This is a genomic window from Serratia sp. OS31 (genome assembly GCF_014164835.1).
In the GTDB taxonomy this organism is placed as follows: Bacteria; Pseudomonadota; Gammaproteobacteria; order Enterobacterales; family Enterobacteriaceae; genus Serratia; species Serratia liquefaciens_A.
In genome coordinates, this window is sequence record NZ_JACJFQ010000022.1 from 71419 (window position 1) to 89559 (window position 18141).

At 56.7% G+C, this 18141-nt stretch carries 21 protein-coding genes; 17 read left to right on the forward strand and 4 right to left on the reverse strand.

The window, feature by feature from the left end; genetic code table 11:
- Positions 1 to 7 precede the first annotated feature (7 nt).
- The 11 genes from H5P17_RS17965 to H5P17_RS18015 all read left to right on the forward strand — a co-directional run bounded on the left by H5P17_RS17965 (position 8) and on the right by H5P17_RS18015 (position 11096).
- A complete protein-coding gene (locus H5P17_RS17965; protein ID WP_046373045.1) occupies positions 8 to 781 on the forward strand; it encodes a helix-turn-helix transcriptional regulator in 774 nt (257 codons plus the stop codon).
- 177 nt (positions 782 to 958) lie between these two features.
- Complete coding sequence (gene pdxB / locus H5P17_RS17970; RefSeq protein ID WP_182824397.1) at positions 959 to 2080, forward strand: 4-phosphoerythronate dehydrogenase PdxB; 1122 nt, start codon at positions 959 to 961, stop codon at positions 2078 to 2080.
- A gap of 90 nt (positions 2081 to 2170) precedes the next feature.
- Positions 2171 to 3181, forward strand: coding sequence for an aspartate-semialdehyde dehydrogenase (locus H5P17_RS17975; protein WP_044552663.1), 1011 nt, complete (start codon positions 2171 to 2173; stop codon positions 3179 to 3181).
- Positions 3181 to 4002, forward strand: a complete 822-nt coding sequence (truA, locus tag H5P17_RS17980) for a tRNA pseudouridine(38-40) synthase TruA (protein ID WP_182824399.1) — start codon at positions 3181 to 3183, stop codon at positions 4000 to 4002. The genes H5P17_RS17975 and truA overlap by 1 nt, the downstream gene beginning before the upstream one ends.
- Positions 4003 to 4077: 75 nt before the next feature.
- Entirely contained in the window at positions 4078 to 4740 is a 663-nt protein-coding gene (locus H5P17_RS17985; RefSeq protein WP_020827873.1) for a DedA family protein, read from the forward strand.
- Positions 4741 to 4973: 233 nt separating this feature from the next.
- On the forward strand, positions 4974 to 5882 hold the full coding sequence (gene accD / locus H5P17_RS17990; protein WP_044552659.1) for an acetyl-CoA carboxylase, carboxyltransferase subunit beta: 909 nt from the start codon (positions 4974 to 4976) through the stop codon (positions 5880 to 5882).
- Positions 5883 to 6089: 207 nt separating this feature from the next.
- Positions 6090 to 7355: a bifunctional tetrahydrofolate synthase/dihydrofolate synthase gene (gene folC, locus H5P17_RS17995; protein ID WP_044552657.1), complete on the forward strand. Its 1266-nt coding sequence runs from the start codon at positions 6090 to 6092 to the stop codon at positions 7353 to 7355.
- A complete protein-coding gene (gene dedD, locus H5P17_RS18000) occupies positions 7356 to 8120 on the forward strand; it encodes a cell division protein DedD (RefSeq protein ID WP_182824400.1) in 765 nt (254 codons plus the stop codon).
- Positions 8121 to 8352: 232 nt separating this feature from the next.
- Entirely contained in the window at positions 8353 to 8853 is a 501-nt protein-coding gene (gene cvpA, locus H5P17_RS18005; protein ID WP_020827869.1) for a colicin V production protein, read from the forward strand.
- A 21-nt stretch (positions 8854 to 8874) separates the two neighbouring features.
- Complete coding sequence (purF, locus tag H5P17_RS18010; protein ID WP_182824402.1) at positions 8875 to 10392, forward strand: amidophosphoribosyltransferase; 1518 nt, start codon at positions 8875 to 8877, stop codon at positions 10390 to 10392.
- A gap of 131 nt (positions 10393 to 10523) precedes the next feature.
- Positions 10524 to 11096 (forward strand): UbiX family flavin prenyltransferase, encoded by a 573-nt coding sequence (locus tag H5P17_RS18015; RefSeq protein ID WP_044552652.1) that lies wholly within the window; start codon positions 10524 to 10526, stop codon positions 11094 to 11096.
- Here the strand turns inward: H5P17_RS18015 and H5P17_RS18020 are convergent.
- Positions 11071 to 11469 (reverse strand): hypothetical protein, encoded by a 399-nt coding sequence (locus tag H5P17_RS18020; RefSeq protein WP_182824410.1) that lies wholly within the window; start codon positions 11467 to 11469, stop codon positions 11071 to 11073. The genes H5P17_RS18015 and H5P17_RS18020 overlap by 26 nt on opposite strands.
- On the opposite strand from H5P17_RS18020, the gene hisJ reads away from it, so the two are divergent.
- The 4 genes from hisJ to hisP all read left to right on the forward strand — a co-directional run bounded on the left by hisJ (position 11399) and on the right by hisP (position 14446).
- Positions 11399 to 12181, forward strand: coding sequence for a histidine ABC transporter substrate-binding protein HisJ (hisJ, locus tag H5P17_RS18025; RefSeq protein ID WP_182824404.1), 783 nt, complete (start codon positions 11399 to 11401; stop codon positions 12179 to 12181). The two genes, H5P17_RS18020 and hisJ, sit on opposite strands and share 71 nt — an antisense overlap.
- An 85-nt stretch (positions 12182 to 12266) precedes the next feature.
- Complete coding sequence (locus H5P17_RS18030) at positions 12267 to 12953, forward strand: histidine ABC transporter permease HisQ (protein WP_044552649.1); 687 nt, start codon at positions 12267 to 12269, stop codon at positions 12951 to 12953.
- On the forward strand, positions 12950 to 13654 hold the full coding sequence (locus H5P17_RS18035; protein WP_044552648.1) for an ABC transporter permease: 705 nt from the start codon (positions 12950 to 12952) through the stop codon (positions 13652 to 13654). The genes H5P17_RS18030 and H5P17_RS18035 overlap by 4 nt, the downstream gene beginning before the upstream one ends.
- 18 nt (positions 13655 to 13672) lie before the next feature.
- Positions 13673 to 14446 (forward strand): histidine ABC transporter ATP-binding protein HisP, encoded by a 774-nt coding sequence (hisP, locus tag H5P17_RS18040; RefSeq protein ID WP_020827863.1) that lies wholly within the window; start codon positions 13673 to 13675, stop codon positions 14444 to 14446.
- A gap of 41 nt (positions 14447 to 14487) precedes the next feature.
- Here hisP and H5P17_RS18045 read toward each other — a convergent pair whose 3' ends face one another.
- The 3 genes from H5P17_RS18045 to yfcG all read right to left on the reverse strand — a co-directional run bounded on the left by H5P17_RS18045 (position 14488) and on the right by yfcG (position 16536).
- Positions 14488 to 15402 (reverse strand): TIGR01777 family oxidoreductase, encoded by a 915-nt coding sequence (locus H5P17_RS18045; protein ID WP_182824406.1) that lies wholly within the window; start codon positions 15400 to 15402, stop codon positions 14488 to 14490.
- 28 nt (positions 15403 to 15430) lie between these two features.
- Positions 15431 to 15802, reverse strand: coding sequence for a dihydroneopterin triphosphate 2'-epimerase (folX, locus tag H5P17_RS18050; RefSeq protein ID WP_012146035.1), 372 nt, complete (start codon positions 15800 to 15802; stop codon positions 15431 to 15433).
- Between the two features lie 104 nt (positions 15803 to 15906).
- Complete coding sequence (gene yfcG / locus H5P17_RS18055) at positions 15907 to 16536, reverse strand: GSH-dependent disulfide bond oxidoreductase (protein ID WP_182824408.1); 630 nt, start codon at positions 16534 to 16536, stop codon at positions 15907 to 15909.
- 259 nt (positions 16537 to 16795) lie between these two features.
- Between yfcG and yfcE the strand changes: the two genes are divergently transcribed.
- Both yfcE and yfcD read left to right on the forward strand, forming a co-directional pair.
- The gene (gene yfcE, locus H5P17_RS18060; protein ID WP_020827860.1) at positions 16796 to 17347 is read left to right on the forward strand and encodes a phosphodiesterase; all 552 of its coding nucleotides are present in this window, start codon (positions 16796 to 16798) and stop codon (positions 17345 to 17347) included.
- Positions 17348 to 17437: 90 nt separating this feature from the next.
- Positions 17438 to 17995, forward strand: coding sequence for an NUDIX hydrolase YfcD (gene yfcD / locus H5P17_RS18065; protein WP_020827859.1), 558 nt, complete (start codon positions 17438 to 17440; stop codon positions 17993 to 17995).
- Positions 17996 to 18141 lie beyond the last annotated feature (146 nt).

Genomic DNA, 18141 nt, shown 5'->3' on the forward strand with positions numbered 1-18141 from the left:
CGAAACCATGCCAGAAATCCGCCATTTCCCAGAAGCCTTGATCCCGGCGCCGCGGCCGGTGCAGTTCCGCTGCGAGGAGTTCAATGCTCGTACCGAGTTCCAGCCACATCGCCACAGCTGGGGACAGTTGATGTGGGTAAAAGCTGGCGTCATGGTGCTGCGTATCGGCGGCCAGCGCTTTTTGGCACCGCCGGAATTTGTGTTGTGGGCGCCGGCGGAGATTGAACACTCCTGCTATAACCAGCGCTTGGCGCAGTGTCGCATGGTGGATATTGCGCTGCCGCTGTGTGCCGGTTTGCCGGAAGAACCTTGTCTGGTCAGCGTTACCCCGATTTTCCGCGCCATTGCCGAAGATTTTTACGCTCGCAAACAATACATCCCGCAAAGCAAACAGGATTTACGCCTGTGCCGCGCGTTGATCGACCAACTGCATATCTCACCGGTGCAGCAAACTTATCTGCCGACCTCCGAAGACAAATTTTTGGCACCGGTGTTGGAAGCCCTGGAGCACTGTCCGTCGGACAATACCTCGCTCGCCATCTGGGCCACTCGGGTCTACACCACTGAACGCACGCTGTCGCGCCGCTGCCAGCAGGACTTGGGGATGTCGTTTAGCGAATGGCGCCAGCGCCTGCGTTTTTTGCATGCTGTTTCGCTGTTGGAGCAGGGTAAAACCGTACAAGAGGTTGCGCTGGAAGTAGGCTATAGCTCTGCGTCGGCGTTTATCGTCATGTTTCAGCAAATCGCCGGCACCACCCCCGAGCGCTTTCGCCGGGCATGATTCAGTGGCACACTATTTCCCAGATAACTCTTCATACTTGGCGCCGCCTCTGTGTTGGCTGCGAGCACTCACCCCAGTCACTTACTTGAGTAAGCTTCTGGTGACTCCTGCTCTTACCGCCTTGATGCGGCGCCAATTATTTTGGGTATAAATAGCCGTAAACCGTCGGAGCAACAAGTGAAAATCCTGGTTGATGAAAATATGCCGTACGCGACTGAATTGTTCAGTCGCCTGGGGAACGTACAGGCCGTGCCTGGCCGCCCAATTCCGAGTGATGCGCTGGCGGATGCCGATGCGTTGATGGTGCGCTCGGTCACTAAAGTGAATGAAGCGCTGCTGGCCGGCACCCGCATTGGTTTTGTCGGCACCGCGACAGCCGGCACCGATCACGTAGACGACGCCTGGTTGCAACAGCAGGGCATAGGTTTTTCTGCGGCGCCGGGGTGCAACGCCATTGCCGTGGTGGAGTATGTCTTCTCTGCGCTGATGTTGCTGGCCGAGCGTGACGGTTTTCACCTGCGCGATAAAACCGTCGGCATTATCGGCGTCGGCAACGTAGGTTCACGGCTGGATGCCCGTTTGAAAGCCCTGGGCGTGCGTACCTTACTGTGCGATCCGCCGCGTGCCGATCGTGGTGACAGCGGTGAATTCTGGCCGCTGGAGAAGCTGGTGGCGGAAGCAGACGTGCTGACCTTCCACACCCCGCTGAATAAATCCGGTCCTTACCATTCACTGCACCTGGCGGACGCCGATTTGCTGGCGGCGCTGCCGGACAACCGGATTCTGATCAACGCTTGCCGCGGTCCGGTCGTCGACAATGCGGCGCTGTTGCAGGCGCTGGAAAAAGGCAAAAAGCTGAGCACGGTGCTGGACGTGTGGGAACCGGAGCCGGAGCTGTCTCTGCCGCTGCTGGCGCGGGTCGATATCGGTACCGCGCATATCGCCGGTTACACGCTGGAGGGCAAGGCGCGCGGCACGACGCAGGTCTTCGAGGCCTTCAGCCGCCATCTGGGGCAGCCGCAGCAGATCGAACTGGCCTCATTGCTGCCGGTGCCGGAGTTCAGCCAGATCCAGCTCAATGGACCACTGGACGAAGGCAAATTAAAACGATTGATGCACTTGGTGTATGATGTGCGCCGCGACGACGCACCACTGCGTAAAGTGGCCGGGCAACCGGGCGAGTTTGATCGTCTGCGCAAACATTATCAGGAGCGCCGTGAATGGTCTTCATTGCGCGTCCAGTGCGATGACAGCGCCAGTGCGGAACTGCTGCACAAGCTGGGCTTTTCGATCGCGTAAGGCTTTCTTAAGCAACGGCGACTAATTTTGTTATCAGGGCGGCGAATCAGTCGCCCCTCTGCATTTGAATAAATACTCTGGAGAAACCCAATGTCTGACGGCTGGAATATCGCTCTGCTTGGCGCCACTGGCGCGGTAGGTGAAGCGTTGCTGGAACTGTTACAGGAACGCCAGTTCCCGGTGGGCGAACTCTATCCTTTGGCCAGCGAGCGCAGTGCCGGTGCAACGGTGCGCTTCAATGGCAAATCGGTACTGGTACAAAAAGCGGAAGAATTCGACTGGTCACAGGCCCAGTTGGCGTTCTTCGTCGCCGGTAGCGAAGCCTCGGCCCGCTACGCGGAAGAAGCCGGCAATATGGGCTGCCTGGTGATCGACACCAGCGGTCTGTTTGCGCTGGAGCCGGACGTTCCACTGGTGGTGCCTGGGGTTAACCCGCAGGTGCTGGCGGACTACCGTAACCGCAATATTGTCGCCGTGGCCGACAGCATGGTCAGCCAACTGCTGACGGCAATCAAACCTTTGACCGAGCAGGCCGGACTTTCTCGTCTGCACGTCACCACCCTGATGTCGGTTTCGTCACGCGGGAAAGTGGCGGTAGACGATTTGGCCGGTCAGAGTGCGCGTCTGCTGAACGGCATTCCGGCCGAGCCGGGCGTGTTTGCCAAGCAGTTGGCGTTCAACCTGCTGCCGTTGATGACCGACGAGCAGGGCAGCGTGCGCGAAGAACGGTTGATCGTCGATCAGGTGCGTAAAGTGCTGCAGGACGAAGGGCTGCCGATCTCCGTGAGCTGCGTGCAGTCGCCGGTGTTCTATGGCCATGCGCAGGTGGTGCATCTGGAAGCGCTGCGTCCCATCTCTGCGGAAGAAGCACGCAGCGAGCTGGAGCAGGTAGACGATATCCAACTGAGCGAAGAAGACGACTATCCGACTCAGGTCACGGAAGCCTCCGGCAGCGATGCGCTGAGCCTGGGCTGTTTGCGCAATGACTACGGCATTCCTGAAATCCTGCAGTTCTGGTCGGTCGCCGACAACGTGCGCTTCGGCGGCGCGCTGATGGCGATCGAAACCGCAGAGCGTCTGGTGCAGGAGCAGATGTACTGATGTCAGAGGTTGTTTCGCCCACCCAGCCGACCCTGAAAATCGCGCTGGGGATTGAATATGACGGCAGCCGTTATTATGGCTGGCAGCGTCAGCAGGAAGTGGCCAGCGTGCAGGCCTGTCTGGAACAGGCCTTGAGCAAGGTGGCCAACGCGCCGATCAACGTGCTGTGCGCCGGACGTACCGATGCCGGAGTGCACGCTACCGGTCAGGTGGTGCATTTTGAAACCACCGCGCAGCGCAAGGACGCCGCCTGGACGATGGGGGTCAACACCCATCTGCCACCGGATATCGCCGTGCGTTGGGTAACCGGCGTGCCTGAAGATTTCCATGCGCGCTTCAGCGCCACCGCGCGCCGCTATCGCTACATTATTTATAATCACCGCTACCGCCCGGCGGTATTGCAGCAGGGGATGACCCATTTTTATCACCCGCTGGATGCCGATCGGATGGAAAGGGCGGCGCAGGCGCTGCTGGGCGAGAACGACTTTACTTCGTTCCGTGCCGTGCAATGCCAGTCGCGAACGCCCTGGCGTAACGTAAAACACGTTAAGGTTACGCGCTACGGTGAATATATTGTGGTAGATATCAAGGCGAATGCCTTCGTGCATCACATGGTTCGCAATATTGTCGGCAGCCTGATGGAAATTGGCTGCGGCAATCAGGACGAGAACTGGATGGCCGAGTTGCTGGCACTGAAGGATCGCAATCTGGCTGCGGCTACGGCGCGGGCCGAAGGGTTATACCTGGTGAGCGTTGATTATCCTGAGCATTTTGCACTACCCCGGCCACCGATGGGGCCACTGTTTTTACCCGACGATTAAACGCCGGCGCGACTGACGCGTTGCTCCCTTGTGTATCTGCCGGGTGGGTGAGACACCCGGTCAAAGAGAGAACCTATGGACATCATCAAGTTTGTGATTGATTTTATTCTGCATATTGACGTGCATCTGGCCGAGCTGGTGGCGCAATACGGTATGTGGGTGTACGGTATTTTGTTCCTGATCCTGTTTTGTGAAACCGGCCTGGTGGTGACGCCTTTCCTGCCGGGGGATTCTCTGCTGTTTGTTGCAGGAGCGCTGGCGGCCTTGCCGACCAACGATCTGAATGTGCATACCATGGTGGCGTTGATGATCGGCGCGGCGATACTCGGGGATGCGGTGAACTACACCATTGGGCGGCTGTTCGGGGAAAAGCTGTTCAGTAACCCGAATTCGAAAATTTTCCGCCGCAGCTACCTGGATAAAACCCACCAGTTTTATGAAAAACACGGCGGGAAAACCATCATTCTGGCGCGATTTGTGCCGATCGTGCGTACTTTTGCGCCGTTCGTCGCCGGCATGGGGCATATGTCCTATCGCCATTTTGCTGCCTACAACGTGATTGGCGCGCTGGTTTGGGTGCTGCTGTTCACCTATGCTGGTTACCTCTTCGGCGACTTGCCGATCGTGCAGGAAAACCTGAAACTGTTGATCGTGGCTATCATCATTGTTTCAATTCTGCCGGGCATCATTGAAATTTGGCGCCACAAGCGCGCGGCTGCCCGCCAGCAAAAACAGTAAAAACATCGCTTAACCTGTCGGTTCGACCAGTTTTTTATCCACAGTGTCGGGCCGATATGGTTTAATGAGCGACATTTATGGTCTGTTCCTGTGAACAACCCTGAAGCCAGTGCCTCTGTCGCGCGCTTGTCGCGTTTCGCTCGGGCACTTTTTCATTGGGTCTGTTTTCGGGGGGATTGTTAAAGCATGAACTGCGGACTGGCGTCTGCCAGGTTCAAACAGAAAGGTCATCGATGAGCTGGATTGAACGAATTCTTAACAAGAGCAATATTACCCAAACCCGTAAGGCGAGCATTCCTGAAGGGGTTTGGACCAAATGCGATAGCTGCGGCCAGGTTCTCTACCGCGCCGAGCTGGAGCGTAATCTGGAAGTGTGCCCGAAATGCGACCACCATATGCGCATGACTGCGCGTATGCGTCTGCATACCCTGCTTGATGAAGGCAGTGAAGTGGAGCTGGGCAGCGAACTGGAGCCGAAAGACGTTCTGAAGTTCAAGGATTCCAAGAAGTATAAGGACCGCCTGGTTGCCGCGCAGAAAGCGACCGGTGAAAAAGACGCATTAGTGGTGATGAAGGGCACGCTGTACGGCATGCCGATTGTCGCAGCTTCGTTTGAGTTTGCCTTCATCGGCGGCTCCATGTCGTCCGTGGTCGGCGCGCGCTTTGTTCGTGCGGTTGAGCAGGCGCTGGAAGACAACTGCCCTCTGGTGTGCTTCTCTGCCAGCGGCGGTGCCCGTATGCAGGAAGCGCTGATGTCGCTGATGCAGATGGCGAAAACCAGCGCAGCGTTGGCAAAATTGCAGGAACGCGGTCTGCCGTACATTTCGGTGCTGACTGACCCGACCATGGGGGGCGTTTCCGCCAGTCTGGCCATGCTGGGCGATATCAATATCGCCGAGCCGAAGGCGCTGATCGGCTTTGCCGGCCCACGCGTTATCGAGCAGACGGTGCGTGAGAAACTGCCGCCGGGCTTCCAGCGCAGTGAGTTCCTGATTGAAAAAGGCGCGATCGACATGATCGTGCGTCGCCCGGAAATGCGCCAGACGTTGGCGAGTATCCTTTCCAAGCTGACCAACCAGCCGCAGCCGCATTTCGATGAGGTAGCGCCGGTGTCCGAGCAGGAAAGTCAGGCCGACGCCTGAGGCAGATAAGTCACCCGCGCGGCGCAGGTCTCGCGGGTTTCAACCGTTATTTTGTGGCTAAGTGACGGTTGAAATACCCTTGTAGATTGAGCGTAGCGGTCCATTCCGACGCTTGGAAGACAACGGGTATCATGCAGAGCATCGCCTTTACCGCGGTGAGGGTGGTGCCCTGATGGATTAATGAACCCAAGTTCAGTGACGGGACTCATGCAAAACCACCAAATTCCCCAAGCCACGTCGCCATTGAGCTCGTGGCTTTTCTATCTTGAGCGTCTGCACAGCCAGGCGATCGAACTCGGTCTGGAACGCGTACAGCGCGTTGCAGCGCATCTTGATTTACTCACCCCTGCACCGACGGTGTTCACCGTTGCCGGTACCAACGGCAAAGGCACCACCTGCCGCACCCTGGAAGCCATTTTGATGGCGTCCGGTCTGCGCGTCGGCGTTTATAGCTCGCCGCACCTGGTGCGTTACACCGAGCGTGTACGCATTCAAGGCGATGAGCTGAGTGAGGCCGAACACAGCCGTTCGTTCGCCTCTATTGAAGCGGGCCGGGGCGAAACCTCGCTGACTTATTTCGAATTTGGCACTCTATCGGCGTTGCAACTGTTCAAACAGGCTAAGCTTGACGTGGTGATCCTGGAAGTGGGCCTGGGCGGACGCCTGGACGCAACCAATATCGTCGATCCGAGCGTGGCGGTGGTGACCAGCATCGCGCTGGATCATACCGACTGGCTGGGCAGCGATCGCGAAAGCATTGGCCGCGAAAAGGCCGGTATTTTCCGTGGCGGTAAGCCTGCGGTGGTGGGCGAGCCGGATATGCCGGCGACCATCCAGCAGGTGGCCGAAACGCTGGGCGCGCAGCTGTATCGTCGCGGTGACGCCTGGACCTTCAGCGAACAGGGCGAACGCTGGCAGTGGGAGGGCGGTGGCACCTTGCTGACCGACTTGCCGATGCCAAACGTGCCGCTGGCCAATGCCGCAACGGCGCTGGCGGCGCTGCATTTTTCTGCGCTGGAAATCGATGAACGCGCGATCTTCACCGGCTTGCAGCAGGCGACGCTGCCCGGGCGCTTCCAGATTGTGCGCCGCGATCCGATGTTGATCCTCGACGTGGCACATAATCCGCACGCCGCAGGCTATCTGGCCGGACGTCTGGCGACGTTGCCGCGTAATGGCGGCAAAGTGCGCGCGGTGGTGGGCATGCTGTCGGATAAAGACATCGCCGGTACCCTGGCCTGCCTGAGTGAGCAGGTCGATGAGTGGTATTGTGCGCCGCTGGAAGGGCCGCGCGGGGCCAGCGCCGAGCAGTTGGCGCAACATTTGACGGAACCGCGGCAGTTCGCCGATGTCGAAACTGCCTGGCGTCAGGCTATGCAGGACGCTGATATTCAGGATATTGTGATCGTCTGTGGATCGTTCCACACCGTTGCACAGGTAATGGCGGCGTTAGACGAGATGCGGGGAGTGTGAGTGGCAAGTAAATTTCAAAACCGCTTGGTCGGTACCGTAATTTTGGTTGCGCTGGGGGTGATTATCCTGCCAGGGCTGCTGGACGGTAAAAAGAAACATTATGAGGACGAATTCGTCGCCATCCCTTTGGTGCCGAAGGCCGGTGATGTGGAAGAAAACGACGTGGTGCCGCCGGTAAGCCAGACGTTGCCGGCCCAACCGCCGGAAGGCGCGGGGGCGATGGTGGAGCAGCAGGCCGCCAATGAAGCGGCGACGCAGCAGGCCATCCGCCAGCAGGCTCAGCAACCGACCCAGGTTACGCCGCCACCGGTTGAAACCCGACCGGTACAGCAGCCGAAACCGAAACCGGTTGAGACCAAGCCGGTGGAAGTGAAGCCAAAACCGGTGCAGCAACCGAAACCGGTGGAAGTGAAGCCGGTGGTGAAACCTGAACCTAAGCCAGAGCCGAAACCGGAGCCTACGCCGACACCGAAGCCTGAACCTGCACCGGTGCAGAAACCGGCGGAAGAGAAAGCGCCGGCAGGGCAGGCCTATGTGGTGCAGCTCGGGGCGCTGAAGAACGCCGCCAAGGTCAATGAGGTGGTGGCGTCGCTGAGGCTGTCCGGCTATCGCGCCTTTACCGTGCCGTCAACGCCGGTGCAGGGGCAGATCACCCGGATTTATGTCGGGCCAGACGCCTCGAAACAGAAACTGCAGTCTTCGCTGCCCGCGCTGAACTCCATCAGCGGCTTGAGCGGTCAGGTGAAGCCGTACGGCGTACGTTAACCGCAGGGGGCGCAGCATGCTGTGCCCCCGAACCGAAAGATGACGGTATAATCATTAAAAAAACTGTGCCTTTCGTAGCTGAAATGGCCTATGTAGGCGCGGCGATTGGGAATTTTTTTATCGCCGCTTTTTATTTGTAACGTGGTAGGAAAACCCCTACGCAAACGTTTTCTTTTTCTGTTAGAATTCGCCGCGAATTGGATGCAGGGGCGATTCATCATTGGAATAGTTCATGGTCTGGATTGATTACGTCATTATAGCGGTGATTGGATTTTCGGCTCTGGTGAGCCTGATCCGAGGGTTTGTTCGCGAAGCATTGTCACTTGTGACATGGGGATGTGCGTTTTTTGTTGCCAGCCATTTCTACTCTTACCTTGCGGTCTACTTCACTCGTTTTGAAGATGAACTGGTGCGAAACGGCATCGCGATTGCCATCTTGTTTATCGCGACCCTGATCGTAGGAGCTATTGTTAACTATGTGATTAGCTCACTGGTAGAGAAAACCGGGTTATCAGGCACCGACCGGGTGCTGGGCGTCTGTTTCGGCGCACTGCGCGGCGTGTTAATCGTTTCGGCGATACTGTTTTTCCTGGATACCTTTACCGGCTTTTCGCAAAGCGCAGACTGGAAACAGTCGCAGCTCATTCCCCAGTTCAGTTACATCATCAGGTGGTTCTTTGACTACCTGCAGAGCACGTCGAGTTTCTTACCGACCCATTTACCGGGGCGGTAGCGCTGATGAGGAAAAGACAACATGTGCGGTATTGTCGGTATCGCCGGTTTTATGCCGGTAAACCAGTCGATTTATGATGCGTTGACGGTGCTACAGCACCGTGGCCAGGATGCCGCAGGCATCGTCACCATTGATGCCCATAACGGGTTCCGTCTGCGTAAGGCGAACGGTCTGGTGAAGGATGTGTTCGAGGCACGCCATATGCAGCGCTTGCAGGGCAACATGGGTATTGGCCATGTGCGCTACCCGACGGCTGGCAGCTCCAGTGCCTCAGAGGCTCAACCTTTCTATGTAAACTCGCCGTTCGGCATTACGCTGGCACACAACGGCAATCTGACCAACGCCCATGAACTGCGCCAAACGCTGTTTGAAAGCGGTCGTCGCCATGTCAACACCACCTCCGATTCCGAGATTTTGCTGAACGTGCTGGCCAGCGAGCTGGACCGTTTCCAACACTATCCGCTGGAGTCCGACAACGTTTTCACCGCCGTTGCCGCCATGCATCAGCAGCTGCGCGGCGCTTATGCCTGCGTCGCGATGATCATCGGCCATGGCCTGCTGGCGTTCCGTGACCCTAACGGCATCCGTCCGCTGGTGATTGGCAAACGCACGCTTGAAGATGGCCGCAATGAGTATATGGTGGCTTCCGAGAGCGTGGCTTTGGACACGCTGGGCTTCGAGTTCCTGCGCGATGTAGCGCCGGGCGAAGCGGTGTACATCACCGACAAGGGCCAACTGTTCACTCGTCAATGTGCAGAGAACCCAAAAACCAACCCGTGCCTGTTCGAATACGTTTACTTCGCCCGCCCAGACTCGTTTATGGACAAGATTTCGGTCTACAGCGCTCGCGTGCGTATGGGGCAGAAACTGGGTGAGAAAATTGCCCGCGAATGGGAAGATTTGGACATCGACGTGGTGATCCCGATCCCGGAAACCTCCTGTGATATCGCGTTGGAAATCGCCCGTATCCTGGACAAGCCGTACCGTCAGGGCTTTGTGAAGAACCGCTATGTCGGCCGTACCTTCATCATGCCGGGCCAGCAGGCGCGTCGCCAATCGGTACGCCGCAAGCTGAATGCCAACCGCGCCGAATTCCGTGACAAGAACGTGCTGCTGGTGGACGATTCCATCGTGCGTGGCACCACGTCTGAACAGATCGTGGAAATGGCGCGCGACGCCGGGGCGAAACGTGTTTATCTGGCTTCCGCAGCGCCGGAGATCCGCTTCCCTAACGTGTACGGCATCGACATGCCAAGCGCCAACGAACTGATTGCCCACGGTCGTGAAGTGGATGAAATCCGCCAGATCATCGGCGCCGACGGTTTGATTTTCCAGAATCTGGACGATCTAATTGAAGCGGTGCGCGAAGAGAACCCGGACATCAGCCAGTTCGAATGCTCGGTATTCAACGGTATCTACGTCACCAAAGACGTCGACCAGAGCTACCTCGAGTATCTGGAGTCGCTGCGCAATGACGACGCCAAAGAAATGCGTGGTCAGACCGAAGCGGAAAATCTGGAAATGCACAACGAAGGCTAAGCCTTCGCACTGACCAAAATGGTGCACCGCGGCGCTCGCTGCGGTGCATTATCCCCGCCTGACTTGCTTATATAACGCCATTGCGGCAAAGTCTGCCTGATCCTATTTTTTCCGTGGCAGAGGCCAGCTTTATGAAACGAATCATCATCGGTATTTCCGGCGCCAGCGGCGCTATCTACGGCGTGCGCCTGCTGCAGGTATTGCGTGACGTCGCAGAGGTGGAAACCCATTTGGTGATGAGTAATGCGGCACGACAAACGCTGTCGCTGGAAACCACGCTCAGCCTGCGCGAAGTGCAGGCGCTGGCCGATGTAGTACATGACTCGCGCGATATTGGCGCCAGTATCTCTTCCGGATCGTTCAAAACTATCGGTATGGTGATTTTACCCTGCTCAATCAAAACATTGTCCGGTATCGCCAACAGCTACAGCGATGGTCTGCTGACGCGTGCCGCTGACGTCGTGCTGAAAGAGCGTCGCCGGTTGGTGCTGTGCGTACGTGAAACCCCGCTGCACGTGGGCCACCTGCGCCTGATGACTCAAGCGGCAGAAATGGGGGCCGTCATTATGCCGCCGGTGCCGGCGTTTTATCACCGCCCCGAAAGCGTAGAAGACATCATCGATCAAACCGTGAACCGGGTGGTCGATCAGTTCGATATTGAATTACCCGAAGATTTATTTACCCGCTGGCAAGGTGCCAATTAACAAATTTCTCTCCAATTTGGCACATTTGTGCAACACCGCACTGAATTAGGGCGGCGCCTGCACCATAATGATCCCACTTCATCACGTTCACTGTTTCAAGGCTCTGGTATTTCTCCTTTGCCCGTGGCGCGGCCCAGACTGGCCGATTTAATTTTGCGGTTATCGTCCCAGGAAACAGTTTTGTGAAGGCCGGAGCCGTTCCCTCCGCCTGCAGCAACCAATGTGGCACGATTACTGCAAATTGATTTGGTGAAAAAGTAATGCCCGCAGTGGCATCGAAAAAATCAATTTGAGGGTAATTTATGAAAATGCTGGTTAAGGTTCTTCCTTTAGTCTTGGCTTTAAGCGCGGCAAGCAGCGCATTTGCCGCCATACCATCGACCTTGAAGATAGGTACCGATCCGACTTATGCACCCTTTGAGTCCAAAAATGCCAAAGGTGAGCTGGTCGGCTTTGATATCGATCTGGCCAAAGAGCTGTGCAAACGCATAAATACCCAATGTACCTTTGTGGAAAGCGATTTCGACGCGCTGATCCCTTCTCTGAAGGCGAAGAAAATTGACGCCATCATCTCCTCTTTGTCGATCACCGAAAAACGCCAGCAGGAAATTGCCTTTACCGACAAGCTGTATGCCGCTAACGCCCGCCTGATCGCGCCGAAAGGGTCGAAACTGTTACCTACCGTGGATGCGCTGAAAGGCAAGAGCGTCGGCGTGTTGCAGGGCACCACCCAGGAAGCCTATGCCAACGCCATGTGGCAGCCGAAGGGCATCACCGTTGTGCCTTATCAGAACCAGGATCTGGTGTACGCCGACCTGGCATCCGGCCGTATCGACGCCGCCTTCCAGGATGAAGTGGCGGGGAGCGATGGCTTCCTGAAACAGCCTCCAGGCAAGGATTACGCTTTCGCTGGCGAATCGGTGAAGGATGACAAATTCTTTGGCGTAGGCACCGGCATGGGTCTTCGCAAGACCGATACCGAGCTCAAGGCGGCGCTGGATAAGGCCTTTGCCGAAATGCGCAAAGACGGCACCTACGACAAGTTTGCGAAGAAATACTTCGACTTTGACGTCTACGGCGGTTAATGCCGCATACCCTTCCATGTTGTGACTACGGGGCCGGTCTGCCGGCCCCGATGGTTCGGGATCCTATGACGACAGGGTGAAGTAAATGCTGCAAGGCTACTCCCAATTGATATTTGAGGGCGCTCTGGTGACGCTGGAACTGGCCCTCAGTTCCGTACTGCTGGCGGTGGTGATTGGTTTGATCGGCGCCGGCGGCAAGCTTTCCCATAGCCGCCTGCTTTCCACGCTGTTTGGCGCTTATACCACGCTGATCCGTGGCGTACCCGATCTGGTACTGATGCTGCTGATTTTCTACGGCCTGCAAATTGCACTTAACAACATCACCGAACTGCTTGGTTTTTCGCAAATCGATATTGATCCGCTCAGCGCGGGGATCATCACCCTGGGGTTTATCTACGGCGCCTATTTCACCGAGACTTTCCGTGGGGCCTTTCTGGCGGTGCCGAAAGGGCAGATCGAAGCGGCCACTGCCTACGGCTTTTCCGGCTCCCAGATTTTCCGCCGCATTCTGTTCCCTTCGATGATGCGTTTTGCCCTGCCGGGCATCGGCAATAACTGGCAGGTGATCCTGAAGGCGACGGCGCTGGTGTCGATCCTGGGCCTGAACGACGTGGTGAAGGCCACTCAGCTGGCCGGAAAAGGCACCTACCAGCCGTTCTTCTTCGCGATCGTGGCCGGGGTGGTTTATCTGGTGTTCACCACCCTGTCCAATGGCGTGCTGTTGTGGCTTGAACGGCGTTATTCCCTCGGCGTGCGGAGGGCTGAGCTATGATCGAAATCTTGCAACAGTACTGGCAGTCGTTGTTGTGGAGCGACGGTTATCGCTTTACCGGCGTGGCTGTCACGCTGTGGTTGCTGATCTCCTCGGTGGTGATGGGCGGCTTGCTGGCGATCCCGATGGCGGTGGCACGCGTTTCCCCCATCAGATGGGTGCGCTTCCCGGTATGGCTGTATACCTACATATTCCGCGGCACGCCGTTGTATGTGCAATTGCTGGTGTTCTACTCCGGCATGTACAGCCTGGAAATTGTGCGGGGCACGGACTTTCTCAACGCCTTCTTCCGCAGCGGGCTCAATTGCACCATTTTGGCGCTGACGTTGAACACCTGCGCCTATACCACCGAGATCTTTGCCGGGGCTATTCGCGCGGTTCCACACGGTGAAATCGAGGCAGGCAATGCCTACGGTTTTTCTCGCTTTAAAATGTATCGCTGCATCATTTTGCCTTCCGCGCTGCGTACCGCTTTGCCGGCCTACAGCAACGAAGTGATCCTGATGCTGCACTCCACCGCGCTGGCGTTTACCGCCACCGTGCCGGATCTGCTGAAAATAGCGCGTGATATCAATGCGGCGACCTATCAACCGTTTTATGCCTTCGGCATTGCGGCCGTGCTGTATCTGATCATCTCTTACGGGTTAATCAGCCTGTTCCGCAAGGCGGAAAAGCGCTGGATGGCACACGTTAATCACTGATAATGACGGGAACACACTATGTCTGAGAATAAATTAGCCGTCACCGAACTGCATAAGCGCTATGGCGAACACGAAGTGTTGAAGGGCGTATCGCTGGCGGCCAACGCAGGGGACGTGATTAGCATCATCGGTTCTTCCGGCTCCGGTAAAAGCACCTTTTTGCGCTGCATTAACTTCCTGGAAAAGCCGAGTGAAGGGTCCATTAGCCTGAACAATGAAGATATCCGCATGGTGCGCGACAAGGACGGGCAGCTCAAGGTGTTCGACAAGAAACAGCTGCAGCTGTTGCGTACCCGCCTGACCATGGTGTTCCAGCACTTCAACCTGTGGAGCCACATGACGGTGCTGGAGAACGTGATGGAGGCGCCGGTGCAGGTGCTGGGGTTGAGCAAGACCGAGGCGCGTGAGCGTGCGATACGCTATCTGGATAAGGTCGGCATCGACGAACGTGCCCGCGGCAAATACCCGGTGCACCTGTCCGGCGGGCAGCAGCAGCGCGTGTCGATCGCCCGGGCGTTAGCGATGGAGCCGGAAGTTTTGCTGTTTGATGAACCGACGTCGGCGCTGGATCCGGAGCTGGTAGGTGAAGTGCTGCGCATTATGCAGAAGCTGGCGGAAGAGGGGAAAACCATGGTGGTGGTGACGCACGAGATGGAGTTTGCTCGCCACGTGTCCAGCCACGTGATTTTCCTGCACAAAGGGTTGATCGAAGAGCAGGGGCCACCGGCCGAACTGTTTGGCAATCCGAAAAGCCCGCGTCTGCAGCAGTTTCTTTCCGGCGCATTAAAATAGTCGACTGTCGGGGCCGGATTTTTCTGGCCCCGATATCTTCCTCAGCGCACGGAGTCCCGCTGATTGATCACATCATCCAGCGCCTGCTCCAGCTCCAGAAAGCGGAAGCTGAAGCCTGCCTCTTCCAGCCTTTTCGGCACCGCACGTTGCCCGCCCAAGACCAATACCGCCGCTTCCCCCATCAATAATTGCAGGGCGAATGCCGGGATGCGTAAAAATGCCGGCCGATCGAGCACGTTGGCCAACTGGGCGGCAAACTGTTCGTTGTGGACCGGATAAGGGGCGACCATATTGAAAGGGCCTTGCAGGGTCTGGTGATCCAGCAAATAGATAATGCCATTGACCATGTCGTCCAGGTGGATCCACGGCAGGTATTGACGGCCGCTGCCGATGGGCCCGCCCAGCCCGAAGCGAAACGGCGGCAGCATCTTCGCCAGCGCACCGCCTTTTGCCGCCAGCACTACGCCGGTGCGCAGCAGGCAGACGCGGGTCGCGTCGCTTTGCGCTTGTAGCGCCAGAGATTCCCAACGCTGACAGAGTTGATGGGTGAATTCGTCATGCGGCGCTTCGTCTTCGGTGACCACCGCCTGCCCCTGATCGCCGTAGTAACCGGTCGCGGAACCGGAAATCAGCACGCTGGGCGGGGTACTGCCGGCGTTAATCAGTTTCACCAACTGTTCGGTCAGATCCCAGCGGCTGTGGCACAGGCGCTCTTTCTGCGCCTTACTCCAGCGCTTGTCGGCGATCGGCTCGCCGGCCAGGTTGATCACCGCGTCAAAGCCATCGAGCGAAGGCTGATCCTGCAACGTTGACCAGTAGCTGACCTGCTCACCGAAGCGTTCACGAGCGCGGGGCAGGTTACGGCTCAGCACCGTAACCTGGTGAGAAAGGCCCAACAGCCGCTGCGTCAGGCTGCTCCCTATCAATCCTGTGGCGCCGGTTATCAGGACTCGCATGGTCGATTCTCCCTGAAACAGGTGGTTTTCAGGCCCGGCGATAGCTCATGGTCATCGAAACCGAGTCGGCGTAGCGCAGGGCCAGTAGTTTATCTATCTCTACTTCAGCATAGGTTACCCAGGCATGTTGTTTCACGATATCGAGCACATCCTGAGTTAATTTCTCCAGCAGGGCGAAGCGGTTATCTTCCACATGGCGGATGATGGCTTTGGTGATGGTGCGGTAATTGAGCGCGTCGTCGATATTTTCACTGTCGCGCGCTTTATCCGCCGGGTAGTGGATCACCACGTTAATCAGGATGTCCTGACGATTGTTAATTTCTTCTTCCTTGATACCGATGAAAGTACGCAACCGCAGGTTTTTTATACGAATAATGGCGTCGGGTTGACTGAATGACATCAGAAGATCTCCACAGGTCTGATTATTGCCGCTCAGAATACACGGAAAGTAAGGAAAAGATAACGAGCCGAAGGAAACTCCCCGCGGGTCGGGGAGCGGGAAATTTAGCCCTGTTCGGCCAGCTTGTAGGCGCGAGCGGTGGCCGGACGGTTGCTGATGCGTTCAAACCAGTTGCGTACCGCCGGGTAATCCGCCAGATCGATGCGTTGGCGCGGGTGAGACACCACCCAGGGGTAAGTCGCAATATCGGCGATGCTGTAGTTGTCGCCGCCTAGGTACGGGTGCTTTTGCAGCTCGTCTTCCAGCACGGCATACAGACGCTTGGTTTCCAGATGGTAGCGTTCGATGGCGTAAGGCACCGGCTGAGGCGCGTAATGGTTAAAGTGATGGTTTTGCCCGAGCATGGGCCCAAAGCCCGCGACTTGCCAGAACAGCCACTGTAGCGTAGCGGCACGTTCGCGCAGGCCTTTGCTCAGCAATTTGCCGGTTTTCTCCGCCAGATACAGCAGAATCTCGCCGGATTCGAACAGGCTGATGGGCGCACCGCCATCAACCGGCTGCTGGTCGACGATGGCCGGAATTTTGTTGTTGGGTGAAATGCTCAGAAAATCCGGCTTGAACTGGTCGCCGGCGCTGATATTTACGCGATGGATACGGTAGGGTAAGCCAACCTCCTCCAGAAACAGGGTAATTTTGTGACCATTGGGAGTAGGCGCGTAATACAGGTCAATCATGTTGCCTCCTGCGGTAAGGTGATCTGTAAGTCATTACACGTTGTTGCGGTCTTCGCCGCGCACAAAGGTATATCAAAGATCTTTCTATAGGGTTACCCACAATAGCAGCTAAGAATAGCAGGCTATGTGAGATTCGTCTGATGCTATCTCTACAACATGCATCACAGTTCCAGGTCTTTAGCCGCCGCTTGCTCGGCAGCCTTGCCGTCGTCGGCCACTGCGATAAAATAGCCGTTATTTCCCCGTCAAAGGAAAGGTTATGAAGCTGATATTCGCCTCCGATATACACGGTTCGCTACCCGCCACCGAAAGCGTGCTGGAACGTTTTGAACAAAGCGGTGCCGATTGGCTGATCCTGCTGGGCGATTTGCTGAATCACGGGCCGCGAAATGCTTTGCCTGCGGGTTATCAACCGGCGCAGGTTGCCGAACAATTGAATCGCTATAGCGACAAGATCATCGCCGTTCGCGGCAACTGTGACAGTGAAGTTGATCAGATGTTATTGTCGTTTCCCATCACCGCGTCTTGGCAGCAGGTGCTATTGCAAAAAAGACGATTGTTTTTAACCCACGGACACCTTTATCATCCCTCCGCACTGCCGCCGTTATCTGCTGGTGATGTGCTGGTTTACGGGCACAGCCATTTGCCGCAGGCGGAACGGCAGGGAGAGATTTACTGCTTTAATCCAGGGTCGGTCAGCATTCCGAAAGGGGGCTTTCCCGCCAGCTATGGCATACTGGAGGACGGCATTTTAAGTGTGGTCACTTTGGACGGCGGCAAGGCTGTTGCAGAGGTGGCATTAACGCACTAATTTATACACACACAATAAAAATCTTTGAAAAACACTCATTGATTAACCAGTGCGCGGGATGCATCGCGCCAAAATAGAAGGTTTTAGAGGATGGCGGAACAGGGTCAGGCTGCAGATACCGAGTGGGTTGATATCGTCAACGAGCAAAATGAAGTGATTGCTCAATCCAGTCGCCAACAGATGCGTGCTCAACGGCTGCGTCATCGTGCTACCTATATTGTGGTGCATGATGGAATGGGAAAAATTCTGGTGCAGCGTCGCACCGACATTAAAGATTTCTATCCGGGCTGGCTGGACGCCACTGCGGGTGGCGTAGTGCAAAGCGGGGAGAACGTGCTGGATTCCGCTCGCCGCGAAGCGGAAGAGGAACTGGGTATTGCCGGCGTGCCTTTCGCCGAGCATGGGCTGTTCTACTTTGAAGAAGAGCAGTGCCGGGTGTGGGGCGCGCTGTTCAGCTGTGTCTCTCATGGCCCATTTGCACTGCAGGAAGAAGAAGTAGTTGAGGTGAGCTGGCTGACGCCGGAAGAGATCACCGCCCGCTGCGATGAATTCACGCCGGACTCGCTAAAAGCGTTGTCGCTGTGGCTGACGCGCAACAACGAACAGGCCTATGGCAAGCCGTTACGCGATAGCGATGAAAATGCCTGATGCGTTTCCGCAAATAAAAAAACCGGTCAATTGACTAATGCCGGTCACTTAAGGTGACCGGCATTGTTTTTTATAGGATATTTTCGTTTCAATGATTTCAGTTCCCGGGGATACCTGCGCTCCCTTCGACCTGGTAGCACCAAACT

Coding starts and splice junctions, on each gene's coding strand:
- H5P17_RS17965 (WP_046373045.1), top strand. CDS start 8: ATGCCAGAAATCCGCCATTTCCCAGAAGCCTTGATCCCGGCGCCGCGG.
- H5P17_RS17975 (WP_044552663.1), top strand. CDS start 2,171: ATGTCTGACGGCTGGAATATCGCTCTGCTTGGCGCCACTGGCGCGGTA.
- truA (WP_182824399.1), top strand. CDS start 3,181: ATGTCAGAGGTTGTTTCGCCCACCCAGCCGACCCTGAAAATCGCGCTG.
- H5P17_RS17985 (WP_020827873.1), top strand. CDS start 4,078: ATGGACATCATCAAGTTTGTGATTGATTTTATTCTGCATATTGACGTG.
- accD (WP_044552659.1), top strand. CDS start 4,974: ATGAGCTGGATTGAACGAATTCTTAACAAGAGCAATATTACCCAAACC.
- folC (WP_044552657.1), top strand. CDS start 6,090: ATGCAAAACCACCAAATTCCCCAAGCCACGTCGCCATTGAGCTCGTGG.
- cvpA (WP_020827869.1), top strand. CDS start 8,353: ATGGTCTGGATTGATTACGTCATTATAGCGGTGATTGGATTTTCGGCT.
- purF (WP_182824402.1), top strand. CDS start 8,875: ATGTGCGGTATTGTCGGTATCGCCGGTTTTATGCCGGTAAACCAGTCG.
- H5P17_RS18015 (WP_044552652.1), top strand. CDS start 10,524: ATGAAACGAATCATCATCGGTATTTCCGGCGCCAGCGGCGCTATCTAC.
- hisJ (WP_182824404.1), top strand. CDS start 11,399: ATGAAAATGCTGGTTAAGGTTCTTCCTTTAGTCTTGGCTTTAAGCGCG.
- H5P17_RS18020 (WP_182824410.1), bottom strand. CDS start 11,469: ATGGCGGCAAATGCGCTGCTTGCCGCGCTTAAAGCCAAGACTAAAGGA.
- H5P17_RS18030 (WP_044552649.1), top strand. CDS start 12,267: ATGCTGCAAGGCTACTCCCAATTGATATTTGAGGGCGCTCTGGTGACG.
- H5P17_RS18035 (WP_044552648.1), top strand. CDS start 12,950: ATGATCGAAATCTTGCAACAGTACTGGCAGTCGTTGTTGTGGAGCGAC.
- hisP (WP_020827863.1), top strand. CDS start 13,673: ATGTCTGAGAATAAATTAGCCGTCACCGAACTGCATAAGCGCTATGGC.
- H5P17_RS18045 (WP_182824406.1), bottom strand. CDS start 15,402: ATGCGAGTCCTGATAACCGGCGCCACAGGATTGATAGGGAGCAGCCTG.
- folX (WP_012146035.1), bottom strand. CDS start 15,802: ATGTCATTCAGTCAACCCGACGCCATTATTCGTATAAAAAACCTGCGG.
- yfcG (WP_182824408.1), bottom strand. CDS start 16,536: ATGATTGACCTGTATTACGCGCCTACTCCCAATGGTCACAAAATTACC.
- yfcE (WP_020827860.1), top strand. CDS start 16,796: ATGAAGCTGATATTCGCCTCCGATATACACGGTTCGCTACCCGCCACC.
- yfcD (WP_020827859.1), top strand. CDS start 17,438: ATGGCGGAACAGGGTCAGGCTGCAGATACCGAGTGGGTTGATATCGTC.